Origin of the sequence: Kribbella sp. NPDC051137 (genome assembly GCF_040682535.1) — a bacterium.
In the GTDB taxonomy this organism is placed as follows: Bacteria; Actinomycetota; Actinomycetes; order Propionibacteriales; family Kribbellaceae; genus Kribbella; species Kribbella karoonensis.
Genome location: NZ_JBFBBI010000006.1, coordinates 53,441 through 72,960, shown reverse-complemented (window position 1 = coordinate 72,960; position 19,520 = coordinate 53,441). Strand labels below are relative to the sequence as shown.

Sequence of the window (19,520 nt, the reverse complement as noted above, 5' to 3'; positions counted from 1 at the left end):
CTCGTCTCCTTCCGGTCAGCTCTGCGGTAGTGGTTGCGGGTCGTCGTACAGGCCCTCGAGTACGTCGCCGTACTCCTCGATCCTGGCCAGTACGTCGTGCGGCAGGAACTTGAGGTCCTCCGGTGTCGTCGCGCCGGCCACCTCGTCCCAGTCGATCGGTGTCGACACACGCGGTTCGTCGGCGCCGCGGAGCGAGTACGGCGCGAGCGTGGTCTTGGCGCTGGCGTTCTGGCTCCAGTCGATGAAGACCTTGCCGGGCCGGAGCGCCTTCGTCATGTTCGCGGTGACGTTCTCCGGCAGGGCCTCCGCCAACTGCTCGGCCAGCTGCTTCGCGAAGGCACTGGTGTCCTTGGACGACGCGGGCTCGATCGGGACGTACAGGTGCATACCCTTGTTGCCTGAGGTCTTCGGCCAGCCCTCCAGGTCGTAGTGGTGCAGCAGTTGCCGCAGGGCCAGCGCCACGTCGCAGCACTCGACGATCGAAGCTCCCGGGCCAGGGTCCAGGTCGAACACGACCAGATCGGCCTGCGGGTCCTTGCCATGGTCCGACAGCCCGATCCGCCACTGCGGGACGTGCAGCTCGAGCGCGGCCAGGTTCGCCAGCCACACCACGGTCTGTACGTCGTCACAGATCACGAAGCTCGCCTCGTCGCGCCCGGTCGAGCTCCCGGGGGTCGGAAGTGTCTCGGTCCGCACCCAGGCCGGCGTACCGCGGGGAGCGTTCTTTTCGAAGAAGAACGCCGCATCCGTCCCGTCAGGCCACCGTTTGCGGGTCAGTGGGCGGTCGGACAGGTGTGGCAGCAGCAACGCCGCCACCTGGTGGTAGTAGTCGATCACCTCGGCCTTGGTGAAGCCGGTCTGTGGATACAGCACCTTGCCGAGGTTGGTGAGCTTCATGGTCTGCCCATCGACCTCGGTCGTCAGCTGCTGCTGCGCACCCGCCATGACTCCCAGTCTCCACCAGCGAACCGTTCTAACATTGGTCCTGTGGATAGCTACGGGCCAGTAACCGGGGACGCCGTACCCGTGGAACTTCAGGAGTGGCCGGAGCGGCGGGTGCCGGTCGCAGGGGTGGATCTGCTGGTCAGGGACCTGCCGGCTGCCGCGCCGGACCTGCCGCCTGCGCTGTTCGTGCACGGCCTCGGCGGGTCGTCGCTGAACTGGACGGCGCTCGGGCTGCTGCTCAAGGACACCATCAGCGGTATCGCGCCGGACCTTCCCGGTTTCGGTCGTACGCCGTTGTCGGGCGTGACCGGGATCACTGAGCAGGCCGACGTACTCGTGCAGCTCCTGGAGCGGGAGTACGACCGGCCGGTGCACGTGTTCGGGAACTCGATGGGTGGGGCCTCGTCGGTGGCGCTGGCTGCGCAACGCCCGGACCTGGTGGCGTCGCTGACCCTCGTGTCGCCGGCTCTGCCGCATCCGCGCGTGTCTGCGAGCGCCCTGTGGTTCACGGCACTCGCAACGCCCCGGCTAGGTCCTGCTGTGCTGGAGCGGACGCAGCGGCTGCCGTTCGACCAGCGGTTCGAGGCGTCGCTGGCGATGGTCTTCGGCGACCCGCGGGCGCTGCCGCCAGAGGTGCGCGCGGCGTACGAGGCAGAGCTCCATCGGCGGGACACCGACCCGTGGAGCCGGCAGGCGACTGTTGAAGGTGCCCGCAGCATTCTGCGCTCGTCACTGGCGAGACCGCGCCGGTCGTTGTGGGCGGACGCGGCCGCGGTGCAGTGCCCGGTGTTGTTGATCTACGGCGGCAAGGACCGTCTGGTGGACGCGCGGATCCGCACCAAGGCTCAGCGCGCGTTCCCGAACGCGCACCTGCTCTACCTGCCGCAGTCCGGGCATGTGGCGCAGATGGAACACCCCGAAGAGGTGGCCCGCGCGTTCCGGCACCTGATCGCCTGACGTGGCGATCGAAGGGATTCCGACGCGCCACTGAGACACGACCGAAGGTCTCTTCAGGTCAACTTGGGCGCGTGATTGGCAGAACCGCCCGAAATCTGTCGTTGGGGATCGCCGTACTACTGGGGGTTGGGTCGCTTCCGGCGACCGCCGCGCCGCCAGTTGTTGCTAAAAGCAACCAATGGGACGTGCGACCGCTCGCAGACGGCTATCAACTGACCCTGCACCTCGACGCGCCGGCACCGCTGCGCGCCTCCCTTCCGCTGCTGGAGGTCGACGGTACGCCGCTGGGCGTCGCCAAACAGTCGCCCGACCGCAGGACGATGACCCTGGTCACCACGGACCCGGCCGTCCGGACAGCACGCGACGTACGACTGGTCTGGTCCGGTGACCTGGGCAAGGAGGCGAGCAAGGGCCGAGGTATTACTGCTGCGGCCGGCCCGACCGACGCCTACTGGCTGAAAGCGCGGCGTGGACCGTTGCTGCCGGCCGACCCGGGCGCATTGGGCAAGTACAAGGTCGACACCGCCGAGTACAACCTTGGCGACGAGGCCGTGTACCTGCCCGGCCTCAAGCACCGGTCTGAACTGCTCGGCAAGGTGTACACGCCGCGCGGTGCGATCGGGCCGCGGCCGCTGGTCGTCTTCCTGCACGGCCGGCATCAGAACTGCTACGGGGATCCCGCAGACCCCAATAGCCTCGACAAGCCGTGGCCGTGCCCCAAGGGGATGAAGCCGGTCCCCAGCTACCGCGGGTACGACGGTCCCGCGACAGCATTGGCCAGCAACGGCTACCAGGTCGTTTCGATCAGCGCCAACGCCATCAACGGCTGGGACGGTGACGCGTACGACGCGGGCGCACAGGCGCGGGCCGAGCTGATCCTGGACCACCTGGCGCTCTGGCAGAAGTGGTCGACGGTCGGCGGCGGGCCGTTCGGTACCCGCTTCGTCGGCAAGGTCGACCTGCAGAACGTCGGCCTGATGGGCCACTCGCGTGGTGGCGAGGGCGTTGCCCGGGCCGCCGTACTCAACGCGGACCGCGGTGGCCTGTACGGCATCCGCGCGGTACTGCCGCTCGCTCCCACGGACTTCGCACGTGCCACGGTGCCGGGCGTTGCCATGAGCGTCGTACTGCCGTACTGCGACGGAGACGTGTCCGACCTGGAAGGCCAGCAGTTCTACGACGACACCAGGTACTCCGTGACCGGCGACACCGCGCCGCGGTCGACCGTGACGGTGCTGGGCGCGGACCACAACTTCTTCAACACCGAGTGGACGCCAGGGCAGTCGGTTGCGCCGTCGAACGACGACTGGGCCGGCGACGAGAAGGAGTCGCCCTGTGGTGCGAAGACACCGAGCCGGCTGACGGCGAAGCAGCAGCAGGCTGTCGGAACGGCATACATCGCAGGCTTCTTCCGCCTGCAGTTGGGACACGAGCGGCAGTTCCTGCCGCAGTTCGACGGCTCTGACGCGCGGGCCGAGTCTGCCGGGAAGGCCGTCGTCCGGGTGGTGTCCCAGGCGCCGCTGGCGTCGCGGGAGGATCTGAACCACTTCGACACGGCTCTACCGGCCGGAGCGGTCAGCGGGAAGGCTACGGCGACTGTTTGCGCCGGTGTGACCACTACAGAGGTCAAGGCTGCGTTGCCGACGTGCATGACTACCGACGACTGGGCCAACGCTCCGCACTGGACGACCGCCTGGTTCGCCTCGAAGACACCGACCACTGCGGTCACCAAGCTCAAGTGGAGCGGTAGCAACGGGGTAGTACGTGTTGCTGTACCTGCATGGAAGCGTGACGTACGGCGGTTCGCTGCGCTCACGTTCCGCGCCGCACCGGACCCGGCGGGCAAACCGACGACGGACTTGACCGTCGGTGTGGTCGACGGGCTCGGGCGCGCGGCAGCCGTACCGGTGTCTACCGTCAGCGACGCGCTGGTACGGATGCCTGGCGCGAACGGCAACGGGTTGCCGAAGAACCTGCTGAGGACGGTACGGATCCCGTTGACGTCGCTGAAGGGCGTGGACCTTAGCGACGTACGCAGCGTGGAGCTACGGACAGACAGGGTCGCCACGGGGTCGGCGTACGTGAGTGACTTGAGCTTCTCCAGCCCCGGGCTCGGGCTGTCGGCGCCGGCGGTCCTACTGCCGAAGGTGTCCGCTTCCAACGTCACGGTGAAGGAAGGGAACAAGGGCACGCACAACGTGGACTTCTGGGTCCGCCTGTCGCGGCCGAGCCTCCGGCCGGTCACGGTGTACGCCGAGACCAACGGTGAGCTGGGGGAGTCTGTCAGCGAAGTAGCGCGCCGGCTGGTGTTCAAACCGGGGCAGGTACGTCAAAAGGTGACTGTGCCGATCACGGCGAACACCCGGGACAGCTACGACCTCCCGTTCAGCCTGGTGCTGTCCGCACCACATAACGCGTTGCTGAACGAGTCGTTCGGGCACGGTCTGGTCCTGGACGACGACCCGACGCCCAAGCTGACCCTGGGCAACGTGAAGACCGTGGAGAAGGCGGGCGTCGTCGACTTCCCGGTCAGGCTGTCCGCGCCGAGCGACAAATACATCACCTTCTCCGGGGTGCTCAAGGACGGTACGGCGGTGATCCGGAAGGACTACGCCAGCGTCAACGACGACGCCACCCGTCCGGCGGTCCGCGCCATCGACGGGTACGTCGAGCCGGGGACGACCACCGGCGAGCTCCAGGTGAAGATCCTCGACGACAAGGTCAAGGAGCCTGCCGAGACGTTCAGCGCGGTGATCGGTACCGTCGACGGTGCCGTGCTGAAGGTTCCGACCACGCTCACCGTCACGATCACCGACAACGACTGAGACGGAGGTCCCGGGATGTGGACTCTGTCGGGGGCTGTTGGGATAGTGCGGGAACATGGAGGCGGGACAGATGGTTGAAAACCGGAGATCCCGTCCGACGTCTTCCTGAGGAGCCGACACGTGTCACTGCCACCGCTGGTCGAACCGGCCGACGAGCTGACGATTGACGAGGTGCGGAGGTATTCGCGGCACCTGATCATCCCCGAGGTCGGGATGGCCGGGCAGAAGCGGCTGAAGAACGCCAAGGTGCTGGTCATCGGCGCCGGCGGTCTCGGCAGCCCCGCGCTGCTCTACCTGGCCGCCGCCGGAGTCGGCACGCTCGGCATCGTCGAGTTCGACACCGTCGACGAGTCCAACCTGCAGCGCCAGGTCATCCACGGCCAGTCCGACGTGGGCAAGTCCAAGGCGCAGTCCGCCAAGGAGTCCATCCTCGAGGTCAACCCGTACACGAACGTCGTCCTGCACGAGACCCGGCTGGACAACGACAACGTGTTCGAGATCTTCGAGCCGTACGACCTGATCGTCGACGGCACCGACAACTTCGCCACCAGGTACCTGGTCAACGACGCCGCGGTGCTGCTGCACAAGCCGTACGTCTGGGGCTCGATCTTCCGCTTCGACGGCCAGGTCAGCGTGTTCTGGGCGGACAACGGCCCGTGCTACCGCTGCCTGTACCCGGAGCCCCCGCCGCCCGGCATGGTCCCGTCCTGCGCCGAGGGCGGCGTGCTCGGCGTGCTCTGCGCGTCGGTCGGCGCCGCGCAGGTCACCGAGGCGATCAAGCTGCTCACCGGCATCGGCGACCCGTCGCTCGGCCGGCTGAACATCTACGAGGCGCTCGACCTCAACTGGCGTTCGCTGAAGGTCCGCAAGGACCCGAACTGCGCCATCTGCGGCGAGAACCCGACCGTCACCGAGCTGATCGACTACGAGAGCTTCTGCGGCGCGATCACCGAGGAGGCGGCCGACGCGGCGGCCGGTTCGACGATCTCGGTGAAGCAGCTCAGCGAGTGGATCAAGCTGAAGGAGAACGGCGAGAAGGACTTCGTCCTGATCGACGTCCGGGAGCCGAACGAGTACGAGATCAACCGGATCCCGGGCTCGGTGCTGATCCCGAAGGCGGACTTCCAGACCGGTGTGGCGCTGGAGAAGCTGCCGCAGGACAAGCAGTTGGTCTTCCACTGCAAGTCCGGCGTCCGCTCCGCCGAGGTCCTCGCCATCGCCAAGGGCGCCGGCTTCTCCGACGCGGTGCACGTCGGCGGCGGTGTGGTCGCCTGGGTCGACCAGATCGACCCGAGCCAGCCGTCGTACTAAAAACAAAAAGCAACAAGAGCCGCGCCTTCGGCGCGGGGTGTGGTGGGCACGGCGCCTTCGGCGCGGGGTGGGGATGGGTCCCGCGCCGTCGAGGGGGTGTGATGGGTCCCGTGCCTTCGGCGGGGGTGTGATGGGTCCCGCGCCTTCGGCGTGGGGTGTGGGTCCCGTGCCTTCGGCGGGGGGCTTGTACTAGAACGGCATCCTGCATGAGGCGACCGCCTCAATGGCCGCTGGGTCACCAGTGACCATTGGGGCGTCGTCGCGTCCGGACAGCGTTCGCATGTATCCGACCGCGTCCACCGCGGCGCGACCCACCGGCGTACCCCTCCCGAGTCGGTAGGTCCCACCTCCCGCGCCGGTCAGCTCCAGCTCGACCGCGGGTCGATCGCCCCACCACGGGCCGTCGATCACGTCGTACATCACCTGCGCGACGAGCTCCCCGCCGTACGGACCGACGTCGAACGGCCGGCCCAGCGCCTGGCAGACGTCGTCGCGGTGCATCCACAGGTCCCGCGCCAGCAGGATGTCGTGGATGTACCCGAGGTTCATCCGGAATCCGTTGAACGTCATCGACATCCGCCGCAACAGGCCGGGCTCCGTCGAGATCCGCTCCGTCGCCTTCCCCCACACCTCGTCGAACGACGTCCGCAGCCGCGCCGGCGGCGTACCGCGGTGCTCGTCGGCCTGCACCATCATGTGCGCGTCGATCCGCGGCACGTCCGGATAGACCTGCTTCGCCTTCCGGTACCGCCGTGGGAACGACGTCAGCTTGTTCACGTCCTCCGCCTGCCCGATCAGGTGCCCGGCGACGTCCGCGACGTCCCACTCGTCGCAGACCGTACGGCGCTGCCATTCGTCCCCCTCGATCGACGCGAGCAGGCCGTGCCACGCCTGGAGCTCGGCGTCCCGGTGGATCCGGCAGCGCGCCCGGTCGGCCCGCCCGATCTGCTCCGCGAGTACTGCGGTCATCTCTTCCCCCTGGTAGGTGCGTAGTGCTGGTAGAACATCTCGAGCACGGTCGGCAGCATCCGGATGAAGCGCCCGTCGTCGAACGAGACGTCAGGTTCGTTGGCCATCTGCTGCGAGAGCAGTCCGGCAGTGAGCGACGTGTACAGCGCGACCCCCTCGTCGGACGCAGCCTCCGGGTGCAGGTAGCCGGCCTCAGCCATGGCCTTCAGGTGCTCCCGGAGGTCCTGCAGCGTTTCCTGCGCCGGTGCGTACGCCGCCGGGCTCGGCTCGAAACCGGGAACCGTCCGCCAGAACATCAGCTGCGCGTACACCTGGTTCTCGAGGCACCAGCGGCAGAACGCCGTCGCCGCGACCAGGCTGAGTTCGCGCGGATCGTCCGTCGTCGCGCCGGCGAGCGCCTCCCGGTACGCGTCCCGCTGCAGCTCGCTGCCGCGCTGGAACAGCGCGTCGTAGATCGCCTTCTTCGACGGGAAGTACTGGTACAGCGACGGCGGCTGCATGCCGAGCCGCCGCGCCACCGCGGACAGGCTGAGCGCCGCGACGCCCTCGCTGCTCATCAGCTCGATGGCGACGTCGAGGATCTCGGCGATCGTCGCCTGGCGACGGCGGGTACGGCGGTCCGGCGCGGCAGTGCTCATACCTTGAGGAAAACCTAATGGCATTAGGGATGTCAATACCTCGTAGACTGTCCCCGGTGGCGCGTACTGTCTGAAGGCATGTGCAGAAACATCACCGTGCTCCGGGGACTCGAGCCGTCCGCGACCTCCGAGGAGATCTACGCGGCCGCATTGCAGTACGTCCGCAAGGTGACCGGCGTCGGCTCGCTGAGCGCGACCACCCGCGGCCCGATCGAGCGCGCGGCCACCGAGGTCGCCCGCATCACCGAACAGCTCCTCGAGGAGATGCCGGCCCGCCGCACCCCACCGCAGACCGTGCCGCCGTTGCGCCGACCCGAAGTCCGCGCCCGCCTCGGCCTGGACTGAGGGGTAGTGTCGCCCTCGGGAAACGGTTACCTCTGAGGGAGGCGCGGGATGCGGTTCGCGATCAAGACCAGGCCGGAGCACACCACCTGGCAGCAGATGCGGGACGTGTGGGTCGCGGCGGACGAGTTCGAGATCTTCGAGTCCGCCTGGCACTGGGACCACTTCTACCCGCTCACCGGTGACATGCAGGGGCCGAACCTGGAGGCCTGGACGACGCTGGCCGCGCTCGCGCAGGCGACCTCGCGGATCCGGCTCGGCTGCCAGGTGACCGGGATGATCTACCGGCACCCGGCGGTGCTCGCGAACATGGCCGCGACCACCGACATCATCTCGGGCGGCCGGCTCGAGCTCGGCATCGGCGCCGGCTGGAACGAGATGGAGACCGCGGCCTACGGCATCGAGCTGTACGGGCTGAAGGAGCGCTTCGACCGGTTCGACGAGGGCACCCAGGCGATGATCGCGCTGCTCACCGAGAAGGTCGCGAACTTCGACGGCAAGTACATCAAGCTCACCGACGCGTACTGCAACCCGAAGCCGGTGCAGACGCCGCACCCGCCGATCACCATCGGCGGCAAGGGCCCGAACCGGACGCTCCGCGCGGTCGCGAAGTGGGCGCAGCAGTGGAACGTCATCGTGCCGAACCCGCAGGAGTGGAAGACGCTCAAGGACGTGCTGGTCCAGCGCTGCGAGGAGGTCGGCCGGAACGTCGACGAGATCACCTGCTCGGTGAACGTTCGGATCGACCCGGACAGCCCGCTCGACAAGGCGGTCGCCGAGGCCGCGGCGTACGGCGAGGCCGGCGTCGACCTGGTGATCATGAACCTGCCGCTGGACGCACCGCCGTCGGTCCTGGAGCCGCTCGCGAAGGCGCTCGCCCCCCTCGCCTAGATTGTGCCTGTGGATCGGGAGGAGTACGTCGAGGCGGTGCTGCAGGCGGTGGAGTCGATCCCGGAGGGCAGCGTCGCGACGTACGGCGACATCGCCGAGTACGTCGGCCAGGGCGGACCGCGGCAGGTCGGCGCGATCATGCGCGAGTACGGCGCGAGCGTGCCGTGGTGGCGGGTGATCCGCGCGTCCGGCGTACCGGCCGACGAAGTGGGTGACGAGCAACTGCACCGGCTCCGGTCGGACGGCGTCCGAATCACCAACGGCCGCGTGAACCTGCGCGAGGTCCGCTGGAACCCCTAGCGCATGTCTACTCGCCGTACATCGGCGTGCCTTCCTGCGAGGTGCGCAGGAAGTAGACCGGGTCCTTGAACGTGCCGGGCACCTTGCCCAGCGCCTGGATGACCGTGGCGGTGCCGTTGGCGTGCCCGACGGCGTACAGGTACGCCGACCCGCTGTCCCGGTCGACGGCGGCGAGCAGGGTGCTCTGGGTGCCGCACTTCTCCGCGACGATCGCCTCGAAGCCCTGCCAGGTTGCCGTCCGGACGGCCTTCACCACGGGCTTCAGCGGTGACGTGACCGGGATCCGGATCGTGTACAGCGCGCCGCCCCGCGTCGTCGCCAGCAGCGTGTCGTACGTCGCGGTCTGGCTGATCAGCGTCATGGTCTTGACCGCGGAGAAGCCGGCGTACGTCCCGAGCGCGTGGAAGCCGGTGTTGTCGTTCTTCCACCGGTACAGCACGCCGTCGTTGCGCAGCCCGTACAGGTACTCGCGGGTCGGCTCGGCGCCCTTCGGGTAGCCCGACCGGGCGAGCTGGGTGAAGTCGCCCATCCCGTCCTGGATGTTCCCCTGACCCCACCACGGCCCGTCCGCCGGCCGGGCGATCAGCGTGCTGTAGAGCCAAGTGCCGTAGATCGCGTAGCCGCGGTCCACGATGCCGTCGTGGCTGTCGTACGAGAACTCCCAGGTCGCGCTGGCCTTGGTGGCCCCCGGGTCGGCGACCTGCGGACCGACCCGGCGTTCGCTCGCGACCGGCGGGCTCGCGGCGGACAGGACCTGGTCGACGTAGTTGCCTCCGCTGGTGATCGAGCCGAGATCGAGCGAGCAGATCGACGCGATCTTCGGGTTCGTCGCGCTGGTGTCGGCAGATGCAGTGGCGGTCCCGAGACCTGCCAGCAGAACAGCCGTCCCCAGGAGGGCGGCGCTGTGCCGCATCGTCCTCATTCGGTGCTCCTTGTTCGTCGAGGGTGCCTTCGAGGAGGTAGATGCGGAGCGCAGCCGGAAAGTTACGGTGCGCCCGTTTGGAAAAACGTCGGTGGGATCTGTTGAGATGGGGCGATGGTCAGCAGACAGGGTTCCCGGTACCGGTTGGTGCGGGCCGAGGGGCGTACGGCGGAGACCCCTGTCCTGGATGCTGATCAGCAGGCCGTGGTGGATCACCCCGGAGGGCCGTTGCTCGTGCTCGCCGGACCGGGGACCGGGAAGACGACGACGTTGGTGGAGGCCGTCGTCGACCGGGTTCGGAACCGTGGGCTGAGTCCGGACGAAGTGCTGGTGCTGACCTTCGGGCGGAAGGCCGCGACCGAGCTGCGCGACCGGATCACCGGGCGGCTGGGACGGACGACGCGGGTGATGCCGTCGATGACGTTCCACTCGTTCTGTTACGCGTTGCTGCGGCGGTTCACGCCGGCGGACGCGTTCGACGTACCGCTGCGGCTTCCGTCGGGGCCGGAGCAGTCGTTGCGGTTGACCGAGGCGCTGTCGGGCAGTCGTGAGGTCGGCGCGGTGCACTGGCCGGGCAGTCTGCATCCGGCGTTGAAGACGCGCGGGTTCACCGACGAGGTGCAGGCGGTGATCGGCAAGGCACGGCAGCTGGGGCTGGACCCGGAGGACCTGTCCGCGATCGGGCGGTCGGCGGAGCGGGCCGAATGGGTCGCGGTCGGGGACTTCTTCGAGGAGTACCTGCAGGTGCTCGACGCTGAGCAGGTGCTGGACTACTCGGAGCTGATCCATCGCGCGGTGATCCTGGCGCAGCAGCCGTCGGTGCAGGCGAAGCTGCGGACCGAGTTCAAGGCCGTCTTCGTCGACGAGTACCAGGACACCGACCCGGGGCAGACCAAGCTGCTGCAGGCGATCGCGGGCGACGGGCGCGACCTGGTCGTGGTCGGCGATCCGGATCAGTCGATCTACACGTTCCGCGGCGCGGACGTGCGCGGGCTGCTGCGGTTCACCGACGAGTTCCGGACCCGGGACGGCGCGGAGGCGGCGCAGATCGCGTTGGGTACGACGCGGCGTTTCGGGACCACGCTGCAACGCGTCTCGCGGAACGTCGTGAACCGGCTCGGCGTGCCGGGTTCGCTGGACCGGGACACCTTCGAGCGGTTCCGGAACCCGGATGCGTCGTCGTGTGTGTACGGCCCGGGAAAGGTCGAGGCGAACCTGTACTCGACGAGCGGGGCCGAGCTCGAGCACATCGCGGACCTGCTCCGCCGGGCGCACGTCCAGGACGGCATCGGGTGGAACGAGATGGCCGTGCTCGTCCGGTCCGGCAGCCGCTCGATCCCGCCGCTGCGCCGGGCGTTGGCGGCGGCCGGGATTCCCGTCGACGTCGCGGGCGACGAGTTGCCGCTGTCGCGGGAGCCCGCCGTCCGGCCGATGTTGCTGGCGCTACGGGCCGTCGCGGATCCCGAGACGCTCACCGTCGACGTCGTCCGGGCGTTGGCGCTGTCGCCGTTGGGGGCGATGGACGCGGGGCAGTTGCGGCGGCTGGCCCGGGTACTGCGGCGCCGCGACCGGGAGGCGGCGGGCGGTCAGCGGTTGCCGCGGTCGTCGGACGAGCTGCTGCGCGAGGCGTTGCTGAATCCGTTGCTGCTCGACGAGGAGGCGTCGCCGGCCGAGGCACGGTTCGCGGCGCTGGGCGAGCGGTTGCTCAAGGCAAGGAACATCGTGACCGCGGGCGCCGCACCGGACGAGGTGATGTGGTCGCTGTGGTCGGACTCGCCGTGGCTGCGGAGGTTGCGCGGCCAGGCCGGCGCCGGCGGCGAGACGGCGCGGACCGCGAACCGGGACCTGGACTCGCTGTGTGCGCTGTTCGACGCGGCCGGGCGGGCCGAGGAACAGGTCGGTTTCAAAGGGGTTTCGGCGTTCCTGTCCGAGCTGGAGTCGCTGGACATCGCGGGCGACAACCGGTTCGACGGGACCTACCGCGAGGCCGGCGTACAGCTGATGACCGCGCACCGGTCGAAGGGTTTGCAGTGGCGGCTGGTCGTGGTGGCGTCGGTGCAGGAGGGGCAGTGGCCGGACCTGCGGCGGCGCGGGTCGTTGCTGGAGCCGGACCGGTTGGGGCCTGACGGTCTGATCGACCCGTTGTCGGCGGGTGCGCTCCTCGCCGAGGAGCGACGGTTGTTCTACGTCGCGATCACCCGGGCGCGCGAGCGGCTGATCGTCACCGCCGTACAGGCGCCGGAGGCGGACGGTGATCAACCCTCCCGATTCCTTGCCGAGCTGGACATTCCTTTGAAGTTGGTGGCGGGGCGGCCGCGCCGGCCGTTGTCGCTGCCCGGTCTGGTCGCGGATCTGCGGTGCGTGCTGGCGGATCCGGCGTCGTCGCCCGCGTTGAAGCGGGTCGCGGCGGATCGGCTGGCGCAGCTGGCCGACGCTGTGGACGACCGGGAGCAGGCGTTGGTGCCCACGGCCGACCCGGCGCGCTGGTGGGGCGTGCGGGAGCGGACCGAGTCGGTGCGGCCGATCGCGGATCCTTCGCAGCCCGTCCCGCTGTCAGGGAGCGCGCTGACGACGATCGTCGACTGCCCGTTGCGGTGGTTCCTGACCCGGCGTGCGGGTGGGGAGACGCCGAGTACGTCGGCGATCGGGTTCGGCATGGTGCTGCACACGCTGGCGGACGCGGTCGCGACCGGGACGCTGCCGCCGTCGGTCGACGAACTGAACGGCTGGCTCGACAAGGTGTGGACGCAGCTCGACTTCGAGTCGGCGTGGATCTCGGACCGGGAGCGGGCCGAGGCGGAGCAGGCGTTGCGGCGGTTCGTCGCGTGGCACCAGGGGCGGCCGGACCGGACGTTGGTCGGCACCGAGGTGGACTTCGACGTACTGCTGCCGGACGCGGAGCACCCGTCGGTCCGGGTGAAGGGCCGGATGGACCGGATCGAGACCGATCCGGAGGGGACGGTCCGCGTGGTCGACCTGAAGACCGGGCGGAACATCCCGACCAAGCCGGCGCTGGCGCGGCACGTGCAGCTGGCGATCTACCAGCGCGCGATCAACTCCCGCCAGCTGAAGAAGCTCGGCGAGAAGGCGACCGCCGGCGGCGCCGAGCTGGTCCATCTCCGCCACGACGACAACGGCGGCTTCCCGAAGGTCCAGCACCAGGGGCCGCTGGAGACCGACGAGGACGGCCGGACGTGGCTCGACGAGGCCGTCGACGACGCCGAGAAGATGATCCGCTCCGAAGACTTCGTTGCCACCCGCAACGACGGCTGCGCGCGCTGTGAGGCGCGCGCGCTCTGCCCGATCCAGCCCGAAGGCCGGGAGATCGTCTGATGGCTGTCGAGCTGCGCACCACCGCCGAGTTGTGCGATCTGCTGGGGATTCCGTTCTCCGATCAGCAGTTGGCGGCGATCACCGCGCCGCTGGCGCCGGGGGTGATTGTCGCGGGGGCCGGGTCGGGGAAGACGACCGCGATGGCGGCGCGGGTGGTGTGGCTGATCTGTACCGGACAGGTGAAGCCGGAGGAAGTGCTGGGGCTGACGTTCACGAAGAAGGCGGCGAACGAGCTCGACGTCCGGATTCGCGAGGACCTGACGAAGGCCGGCGTCCTCGGCTCGACACTGCCCAGGGACCAGCACCCGATCCTCGCCGCACACCTGCGCAGCAACATCCCGAACTGGGAACCCGAGGAGCCGGGCGAACCGGTCGTCTCGACGTACCACGCCTTCGCCGGCACGCTGATCGCCGAGCACGGGCTGCGTCTCGGCCTCGAGCCGGACTCGCGGGTGCTGGCCGATGCCACCCGGTTCCAGCTCGCGGGGCGCGTCGTCCGCCGGTCCGCCGGGCCGATCCGGTTCGCGTCGCATCACGTGCCGACGCTCGTCAACAGCCTGCTGGCCCTCGACGGTGAGCTCGCGGACCACCTGCTCCGGCCGGACGACATCCGCGAGCACGACGACGCCGTACGGCAGGAGGTCGCCGCGGCGCGGAAGCAGACGGTCGAGGTGCGGAAGCTTGCCGAGACCGCGTTGAAGCGTGGGGAGATCCTGCAGCTCGTCGAGGAATACCAGGCGTACAAGGGGGAGCGGGGCGTCGTCGACTTCGCGGATCAGATGGCGCTCGGGGCGCGGCTGGCGGAGGAGTGCCCGGAGGTCGCGGCAGTCGAGCGCGCGCGGTACAAGGTGGTGCTGCTGGACGAGTATCAGGACACGTCCGTGTCGCAGCGGCGGATGCTCACCGCCTTGTTCGCCGCCGGTGACGGTCGCGGGCACCCGGTGACAGCGGTCGGCGACCCGTGCCAGGCGATCTACGGCTGGCGCGGCGCGTCCGTCGCGAACCTGGACGAGTTCCCGGCGCACTTCCCGCAGGCCGACGGTTCGCCGGCGTCGCGATACGTGCTCAGCGTCAACCGCCGGTGCGGCAGCCGCATCCTCGCGGCCGCGAACGAGCACGCCGCCGAGCTGTACGAACAGCACCCCGGGGTGATCCCGCTCGAGGCGCCGGTCGACGCGCCCGAGGGCGCGATCACGGTCGGGCTGTTCGAGACGCGTTCGCAGGAGATCGAGTGGGTCGCGGACGCGATCGTCTCCGCGCACAACACCCGGAACCGCCGCTGGAAGGACATCGGCATCCTGATGCGGACGAACGTCGACCTCAGCGCGGTCCACGAGGCGCTGATCGCGCGCAAGGTCCCGGTCGAGGTCGTGGGGCTGGGCGGACTGCTCGCACTGCCCGAGGTCGTCGACGTGGTAGCGACTCTGCAGGCGGTCAACGACCTGACCGCGAACGCGGCGATGCTGCGGATCCTGACCGGCCCGCGGTACCGGATCGGCCACCGCGACCTCGCCCTGCTCGCCAACCGCGCCCGGATGCTCGCCGACGGCGGCTCACAGCCCCAGGCCGACGATCTGGTGTCCGCCCTGGACGCCGCTGTCGCCGGGATGGACTCGACCGAGGTCAGTTCGCTCGCCGAGGCCGTCGACGATCCGGGGCCGCTGGAGTACGCGCCGGAGGCCTTGGTGCGCTTCAAGGAGCTGTCTGTCGAGCTTCGCGAGTTGCGCGCGCACGCGGGGGAGCCGTTGCTGGATCTGGTCCGCCGGGTGATCAGCACGATCGGCCTGGACGTCGAGCTGACCGCGACGCCCGACCACGTCGACGCCGGACGCCGCGACCACCTCGCGGCGTTCCTGGATGCCGTCGGCAACTTCGTGTCGACCGAGTCCGACGGTTCGCTGGACGGTCTGCTCGCGTACCTGGCCGCCGAGGAGGAGTACGCCGCCGGTCTCGACCTCGCCGTACCGAGTGAGGCCGACTCGGTGAAGCTGCTGACCACGCACCGGTCGAAGGGGCTCGAATGGCCGATCGTGTTCGTGCCGACGCTGGTGTCGAAGGTGTTCCCGTCGGACCGCGGCCGGGACAAGTGGACGACGAACGCGAAGGTCCTACCGTGGCCGCTGCGCGGTGACGCGGACACGCTGCCGGACATCCACGACCTGACGAACGCCGGGCTCAAGGTGTTCTCCGACGAGTGCAAGGACATGAACGCGCTGGAGGAGCGCCGGCTCGGGTACGTCGCGTTCACCCGCGCGAAGGAACTGCTCGTCGCGACCGGCCACTGGTGGGGCCCGACGCAGAAGCGCCCGCGCGGACCCTCGTCGTACCTGTCGACGCTGAAGAAACACGCCGGTGAGCGGGTGGTGCGGTGGGCCGAGCAGCCCGACCTGTCCGACGAGAACCCGGAGCTAGCGGAGCAGACCCAGGCACCGTGGCCGGCGCCGTACGACCGGGACGCGTTCCAGCGCCGGCTCGACGCGGCCGCCCTGGTGCAGCAGGCCCGGGCCGAAGGTCCGTCTGCTGATGCCGAGGAGTCGCTGCTGCTCGACGAACAGGCGACCGTGGCGCGGTGGGACTCCGAGATCGAGCGGTTGTTGTCAGAGGCAAAGGAAAGCCGGAGCCGGAAGGCGTACGACGTGACGCTGCCGGCCGCACTGTCCGCGACCCAGCTGATGCGCCTCGCGAAGGACCCGAACGGCCTGGCCGCGGACCTCGCCCGCCCGATGCCCCGCAAACCCAACCGGGCGGCACGGTTCGGCACCCGCTTCCACGCCTGGGTGGAGAGCTACTTCGGCCAGCAGCTCCTGCTCGACCCCGACGACCTCCCCGGCGCCGCGGACGAGGACATCGTCGACGACACCGACCTCACCGACCTGATGGACGCCTTCCGCGACGGCCCGTTCGGCGACACCACGCCGTACGAGATCGAGGCCCCCTTCGCCCTGGCCCTCGACGGCCGGGTGATCCGCGGCCGCATCGACGCCGTCTACCAGCTCGTCCGCCCGGACGGCTCCCGCGGCTACGACGTCATCGACTGGAAAACCACCCGCGGCGAATCCGCCGACCCCCTCCAGCTCGCCATCTACCGCGTCGCCTGGTCCGAACTCCTCAACATCCCCCTCACCCACATCACCGCCGCCTTCTACTACGTCCGCACCGGCGACATCATCCGCCCCGACAACCTCCCGGACAAACAAGAACTCATCGACCTGCTGAACGGCTGAGCTGCTGGACAGCCAGGTCTGCCGGCGCCTGGAAACCCGGTCTTTGTCAGCTGCACAGGGTTGCTGGGGTGAGGGTGATGGGGAAGGGGTGGATGGCTTCGAAGGATTCTTCGGACTGGAGGACGGCTTGGCAGGTGTAGCCGGTGGGGGTGAGTTCGAGGATGGTGAGTTCTTGGGTGGTGGGGTCGAGGAGCCAGTAGGACGGGATCCGGTGCGTCTCGTAGAGGGCGCGTTTGAGGACCACGTCCGTGGTGCGGGTGGTGGCGGAGATGACCTCGACCGCGAGCACGGGTGGCTCGGTGACCGGGGTGTCGCGGTGGCAGACCATGAGGTCGGGGCGGAGGGTTGTGGTGGGGGTCGGGCGGAAGGGGAGGGAACCGACAGCCACCAGGAGATCCGATGGGCAGGCGTGCTTGAGCTGCACCATCAGCGCGATCACGGCGGCGTGGTGGGCGGGTGGCTGGGGTCCGGTGACCAGGAGGCGGCCGTCGAGGATTTCGTAGCGGCGGCCGTCCCGGGTGGCTTCTGCTGTCGGCACCACACCAGCGTGGACCATTCCGGCGTACCGCCGCGGAAGTTATCCACAGGCCAGCGGATTGTCCAGGGTGCCGGCGAACTGCAGTGAGCCGGCGACGTCGGTGAGGTCGACCATCTGCTGGTTGTTGCGGAGCTGCAGCCGGTTCAGGCAGGAGAGCGCGAACGTCGGCGCGAAGATGTCGTACTTCGCGAACGCCTCCGCCAGTTCGGGGGTCGCCGCCTGGTAGTCGCGGATCGACGACGCGACCACCGCCCAGAACTCGTCCACGGTCAGCACGCCCTCGCGCTCCAGCAGCGGTGCCAGGAACCGGAAGATGCAGTCGAAGACGTCGGTGAAGATCGACAGCAGCTTCTCGTCGTCGGGTACGTCGGCCCGCACCCGCTCGGCCTCGTCCGGCAGTGGAGTCGCCGGACTCAGTACGGCGATCTCCTCCGCGATGTCCTTCATGATCACCCGGATCGGGATCGCGTCCCGCAGTACCAGGATGAGGTTCTCGCCGTGCGGCATGAACACCAGTTCGTAGGCGTAGAAGCTGTGCAGCAACGGGATGAGGTACGCGTCGACGTACGCCCGTACCCAGTCCGCCGGTGCCAGCCCGGACGCGCGCACCAGTGCGGCCGCCAACGACGCGCCGTGCCGATCGACGTGCAGCAGCGACGCCATCGTCGCCAGTCGCTCACCCGGCTCAAGCGACGGCACCGGGCTCTCCCGCCACAGTGCCGACAGCATCTTCCGGTACGGCGACGTCTTGTCCGTCGCGTTCTCGTAGTACCGGTTGTGGTACCCGACGGCCGCGACCTCCCGGAGCACGCTGAACCCGTACCGCTTGAGAACAAGGTCGTTCGAGACGACCGAATGCACCCAGTCGTTGATCGCCGGCGTCGCGGCCATGTACGACGGCGACAGCCCGCGCATGAACCCCATGTTCAGCACCGACAACGCGGTCTTCACGTAGCACCGAGCCGGCTCCGACCGGTTGAAGAACGTCCGGATCGACTGCTGCGGTTGATAGACGTCGTCGGTCGATCCGAGATGAACGATGTGCCGCTGCGCGATGTCCGCCGCGAACGTGATCGACGTCTTGTTGTCCCACTGCCAAGGGTGAACCGGCATGTATACGTATTCAGCCGGATCGGCGAGCGCGGCGAACCGTGTCAGGACGTCCTGACCCAGCTCCGCCCGCTGCAGCTCTTCGAAGGTCAGTGACGAACTGCACGACACCGTCGTACGGTCCCGCCTTGTCGCGATCCATGTCAGTCGCACACCAGCGCCGGTCTCCGGCGCGTAGGCGAGATAGTCCGACAGTCCGAATCCGAGCCGGCCGTTGTTCGCCACGAAGCACGGATGCCCCTCGGTCATCGCGGCCTCGATGGTCTGGAAGTCCGCGCCGACCAGGTCCGCGGCGGTCAGGTCGGGTTTCGACAACTTGTACGCCGCCGACGCCAGCGTGCTACTGATCTCCTCCAGGTACACCGGCAGCATCTCGCGCCCGATCCCGAGCTGCTGATGGAACTCGGTGACGAACTCCATCGCATCCACCGGCAGTCCGTCGTCACGCACCACCGACGAGATGTCCCAATGGTTCAACGGATACCGCCGTGCCGCGAACCGGTACCGGCCGACGACATACTCATTGCCGTCGGCAACGGGAGAGAGGATCCGCTCGTGGGTGAACTCCGCCAGTGCCTTCCGCACCAACGCCTCGTTGACCACCGGCCAGTTGTCCATCAACCCGCCTCGTTCATCCGCAGTGCGTCCGCGTACTGGTCCCGGGTGCAGAAACTCAACCACGCCCGCTTGTCCGGCAACGTCACGATGCTGTGCTTGCGGAACCCCATCCGCGCGTTGAGCGCCTGGATCTTCTCGTTCCGTACGTCGGGCTCGACCACCACCCGGTCCACCAGCGGATCGCTGAACAGGCTGTCCATGATCGTCTCGAACACCGCCGCGGTGAACCCGGCGACCGGGGTGACCGGCGGCCCGACCAATACGTGCATCCCGACATCGCCCGGCGCCACGTCGTACACCGTGCCGACCGCGTCGTACGCCGGCGCGTACCGCTCCGTCAGGAACGCGGGCCGCCCGTCGTGCTCGCCGAGGAACGCCCGGTGATGCGCGGTCGAAGCGATCCGCCGGTACTCCGCGTGGACGTCGTCGACCGACGCGTCCAGCAGTCCCCAGTACCGCGCGTACGGCTGGGTGACCCAACTGTGCAGTGTGCGCACGTCCGTGCCGAGGTCGAACGGCCTGATGCTGAGGGCGCCGAGCCCGGCGACGAACCGCCGGTACGTCGGCTCGGGCACTGCTCTGGTCATAGCGACTCCA

15 protein-coding genes are annotated in these 19,520 nt (G+C 68.9%); 8 read left to right on the top strand and 7 right to left on the bottom strand.

Annotated features, from left to right (window positions below; all coding sequences use genetic code 11):
- Positions 1 to 15: 15 nt before the first annotated feature.
- Positions 16 to 945, bottom strand: coding sequence for a non-homologous end-joining DNA ligase (gene ligD / locus AB0M51_RS30850; RefSeq protein WP_344193247.1), 930 nt, complete (start codon positions 943 to 945; stop codon positions 16 to 18).
- An 81-nt stretch (positions 946 to 1,026) separates the two neighbouring features.
- On the opposite strand from ligD, the gene AB0M51_RS30845 reads away from it, so the two are divergent.
- The 3 genes from AB0M51_RS30845 (at position 1,027) to moeZ (ending at position 6,038) form a co-directional block, all read left to right on the top strand.
- The gene (locus AB0M51_RS30845) at positions 1,027 to 1,902 is read left to right on the top strand and encodes an alpha/beta hydrolase (protein ID WP_325039547.1); all 876 of its coding nucleotides are present in this window, start codon (positions 1,027 to 1,029) and stop codon (positions 1,900 to 1,902) included.
- 185 nt (positions 1,903 to 2,087) lie between these two features.
- Positions 2,088 to 4,727 carry a Calx-beta domain-containing protein gene (locus tag AB0M51_RS30840; protein WP_344193250.1) on the top strand — a complete coding sequence of 880 codons (2,640 nt, stop codon included), beginning with the start codon at positions 2,088 to 2,090 and terminating at the stop codon, positions 4,725 to 4,727.
- A gap of 120 nt (positions 4,728 to 4,847) precedes the next feature.
- A complete protein-coding gene (moeZ, locus tag AB0M51_RS30835; RefSeq protein ID WP_344193252.1) occupies positions 4,848 to 6,038 on the top strand; it encodes an adenylyltransferase/sulfurtransferase MoeZ in 1,191 nt (396 codons plus the stop codon).
- Between the two features lie 189 nt (positions 6,039 to 6,227).
- On the opposite strand, the gene AB0M51_RS30830 is transcribed toward moeZ, so the two are convergent.
- Positions 6,228 to 7,007: a maleylpyruvate isomerase family mycothiol-dependent enzyme gene (locus tag AB0M51_RS30830; protein ID WP_344193254.1), complete on the bottom strand. Its 780-nt coding sequence runs from the start codon at positions 7,005 to 7,007 to the stop codon at positions 6,228 to 6,230.
- Positions 7,004 to 7,645, bottom strand: coding sequence for a TetR/AcrR family transcriptional regulator (locus AB0M51_RS30825; RefSeq protein ID WP_344193256.1), 642 nt, complete (start codon positions 7,643 to 7,645; stop codon positions 7,004 to 7,006). Before AB0M51_RS30825 ends, AB0M51_RS30830 begins: the two co-directional genes overlap by 4 nt.
- Positions 7,646 to 7,723: 78 nt before the next feature.
- Between AB0M51_RS30825 and AB0M51_RS30820 the strand changes: the two genes are divergently transcribed.
- Genes AB0M51_RS30820 through AB0M51_RS30810 form a run of 3 tightly spaced genes read left to right on the top strand, consistent with a single transcriptional unit; the run spans position 7,724 to position 9,178 of the window.
- Positions 7,724 to 7,990 carry a DUF2277 domain-containing protein gene (locus AB0M51_RS30820; RefSeq protein WP_130439916.1) on the top strand — a complete coding sequence of 89 codons (267 nt, stop codon included), beginning with the start codon at positions 7,724 to 7,726 and terminating at the stop codon, positions 7,988 to 7,990.
- A gap of 48 nt (positions 7,991 to 8,038) precedes the next feature.
- The gene (locus AB0M51_RS30815; RefSeq protein WP_344193258.1) at positions 8,039 to 8,878 is read left to right on the top strand and encodes a TIGR03560 family F420-dependent LLM class oxidoreductase; all 840 of its coding nucleotides are present in this window, start codon (positions 8,039 to 8,041) and stop codon (positions 8,876 to 8,878) included.
- A 9-nt stretch (positions 8,879 to 8,887) separates the two neighbouring features.
- Positions 8,888 to 9,178: an MGMT family protein gene (locus AB0M51_RS30810; protein ID WP_344193260.1), complete on the top strand. Its 291-nt coding sequence runs from the start codon at positions 8,888 to 8,890 to the stop codon at positions 9,176 to 9,178.
- Between the two features lie 7 nt (positions 9,179 to 9,185).
- Here AB0M51_RS30810 and AB0M51_RS30805 read toward each other — a convergent pair whose 3' ends face one another.
- A complete protein-coding gene (locus AB0M51_RS30805) occupies positions 9,186 to 10,100 on the bottom strand; it encodes a hypothetical protein (protein WP_344193262.1) in 915 nt (304 codons plus the stop codon).
- Positions 10,101 to 10,214: 114 nt separating this feature from the next.
- Between AB0M51_RS30805 and AB0M51_RS30800 the strand changes: the two genes are divergently transcribed.
- Together AB0M51_RS30800 and AB0M51_RS30795 are read left to right on the top strand one after the other, a co-directional pair.
- Positions 10,215 to 13,433 carry an ATP-dependent DNA helicase gene (locus AB0M51_RS30800; protein ID WP_344193264.1) on the top strand — a complete coding sequence of 1,073 codons (3,219 nt, stop codon included), beginning with the start codon at positions 10,215 to 10,217 and terminating at the stop codon, positions 13,431 to 13,433.
- Entirely contained in the window at positions 13,433 to 16,657 is a 3,225-nt protein-coding gene (locus tag AB0M51_RS30795; RefSeq protein ID WP_344193267.1) for an ATP-dependent DNA helicase, read from the top strand. Before AB0M51_RS30800 ends, AB0M51_RS30795 begins: the two co-directional genes overlap by 1 nt.
- A gap of 46 nt (positions 16,658 to 16,703) precedes the next feature.
- Here AB0M51_RS30795 and AB0M51_RS30790 read toward each other — a convergent pair whose 3' ends face one another.
- Genes AB0M51_RS30790 through AB0M51_RS30780 form a run of 3 tightly spaced genes read right to left on the bottom strand, consistent with a single transcriptional unit; the run spans position 16,704 to position 19,510 of the window.
- Entirely contained in the window at positions 16,704 to 17,195 is a 492-nt protein-coding gene (locus tag AB0M51_RS30790) for a Uma2 family endonuclease (protein WP_344193269.1), read from the bottom strand.
- Positions 17,196 to 17,234: 39 nt separating this feature from the next.
- A complete protein-coding gene (locus AB0M51_RS30785; RefSeq protein WP_344193271.1) occupies positions 17,235 to 18,923 on the bottom strand; it encodes an IucA/IucC family siderophore biosynthesis protein in 1,689 nt (562 codons plus the stop codon).
- Positions 18,923 to 19,510 carry a GNAT family N-acetyltransferase gene (locus tag AB0M51_RS30780; protein WP_344193272.1) on the bottom strand — a complete coding sequence of 196 codons (588 nt, stop codon included), beginning with the start codon at positions 19,508 to 19,510 and terminating at the stop codon, positions 18,923 to 18,925. The genes AB0M51_RS30785 and AB0M51_RS30780 overlap by 1 nt, the downstream gene beginning before the upstream one ends.
- Positions 19,511 to 19,520: the final 10 nt, after the last annotated feature.

Bases quoted from the DNA above. Each gene is read 5' to 3' on its own strand.
- AB0M51_RS30820 (WP_130439916.1), top strand. From the start codon at position 7,724: ATGTGCAGAAACATCACCGTGCTCCGGGGACTCGAGCCGTCCGCGACC.
- AB0M51_RS30805 (WP_344193262.1), bottom strand. From the start codon at position 10,100: ATGAGGACGATGCGGCACAGCGCCGCCCTCCTGGGGACGGCTGTTCTG.
- AB0M51_RS30800 (WP_344193264.1), top strand. From the start codon at position 10,215: ATGGTCAGCAGACAGGGTTCCCGGTACCGGTTGGTGCGGGCCGAGGGG.
- AB0M51_RS30825 (WP_344193256.1), bottom strand. From the start codon at position 7,645: ATGAGCACTGCCGCGCCGGACCGCCGTACCCGCCGTCGCCAGGCGACG.
- AB0M51_RS30795 (WP_344193267.1), top strand. From the start codon at position 13,433: ATGGCTGTCGAGCTGCGCACCACCGCCGAGTTGTGCGATCTGCTGGGG.
- ligD (WP_344193247.1), bottom strand. From the start codon at position 945: ATGGCGGGTGCGCAGCAGCAGCTGACGACCGAGGTCGATGGGCAGACC.
- AB0M51_RS30830 (WP_344193254.1), bottom strand. From the start codon at position 7,007: ATGACCGCAGTACTCGCGGAGCAGATCGGGCGGGCCGACCGGGCGCGC.
- AB0M51_RS30785 (WP_344193271.1), bottom strand. From the start codon at position 18,923: ATGGACAACTGGCCGGTGGTCAACGAGGCGTTGGTGCGGAAGGCACTG.
- AB0M51_RS30780 (WP_344193272.1), bottom strand. From the start codon at position 19,510: ATGACCAGAGCAGTGCCCGAGCCGACGTACCGGCGGTTCGTCGCCGGG.
- AB0M51_RS30815 (WP_344193258.1), top strand. From the start codon at position 8,039: ATGCGGTTCGCGATCAAGACCAGGCCGGAGCACACCACCTGGCAGCAG.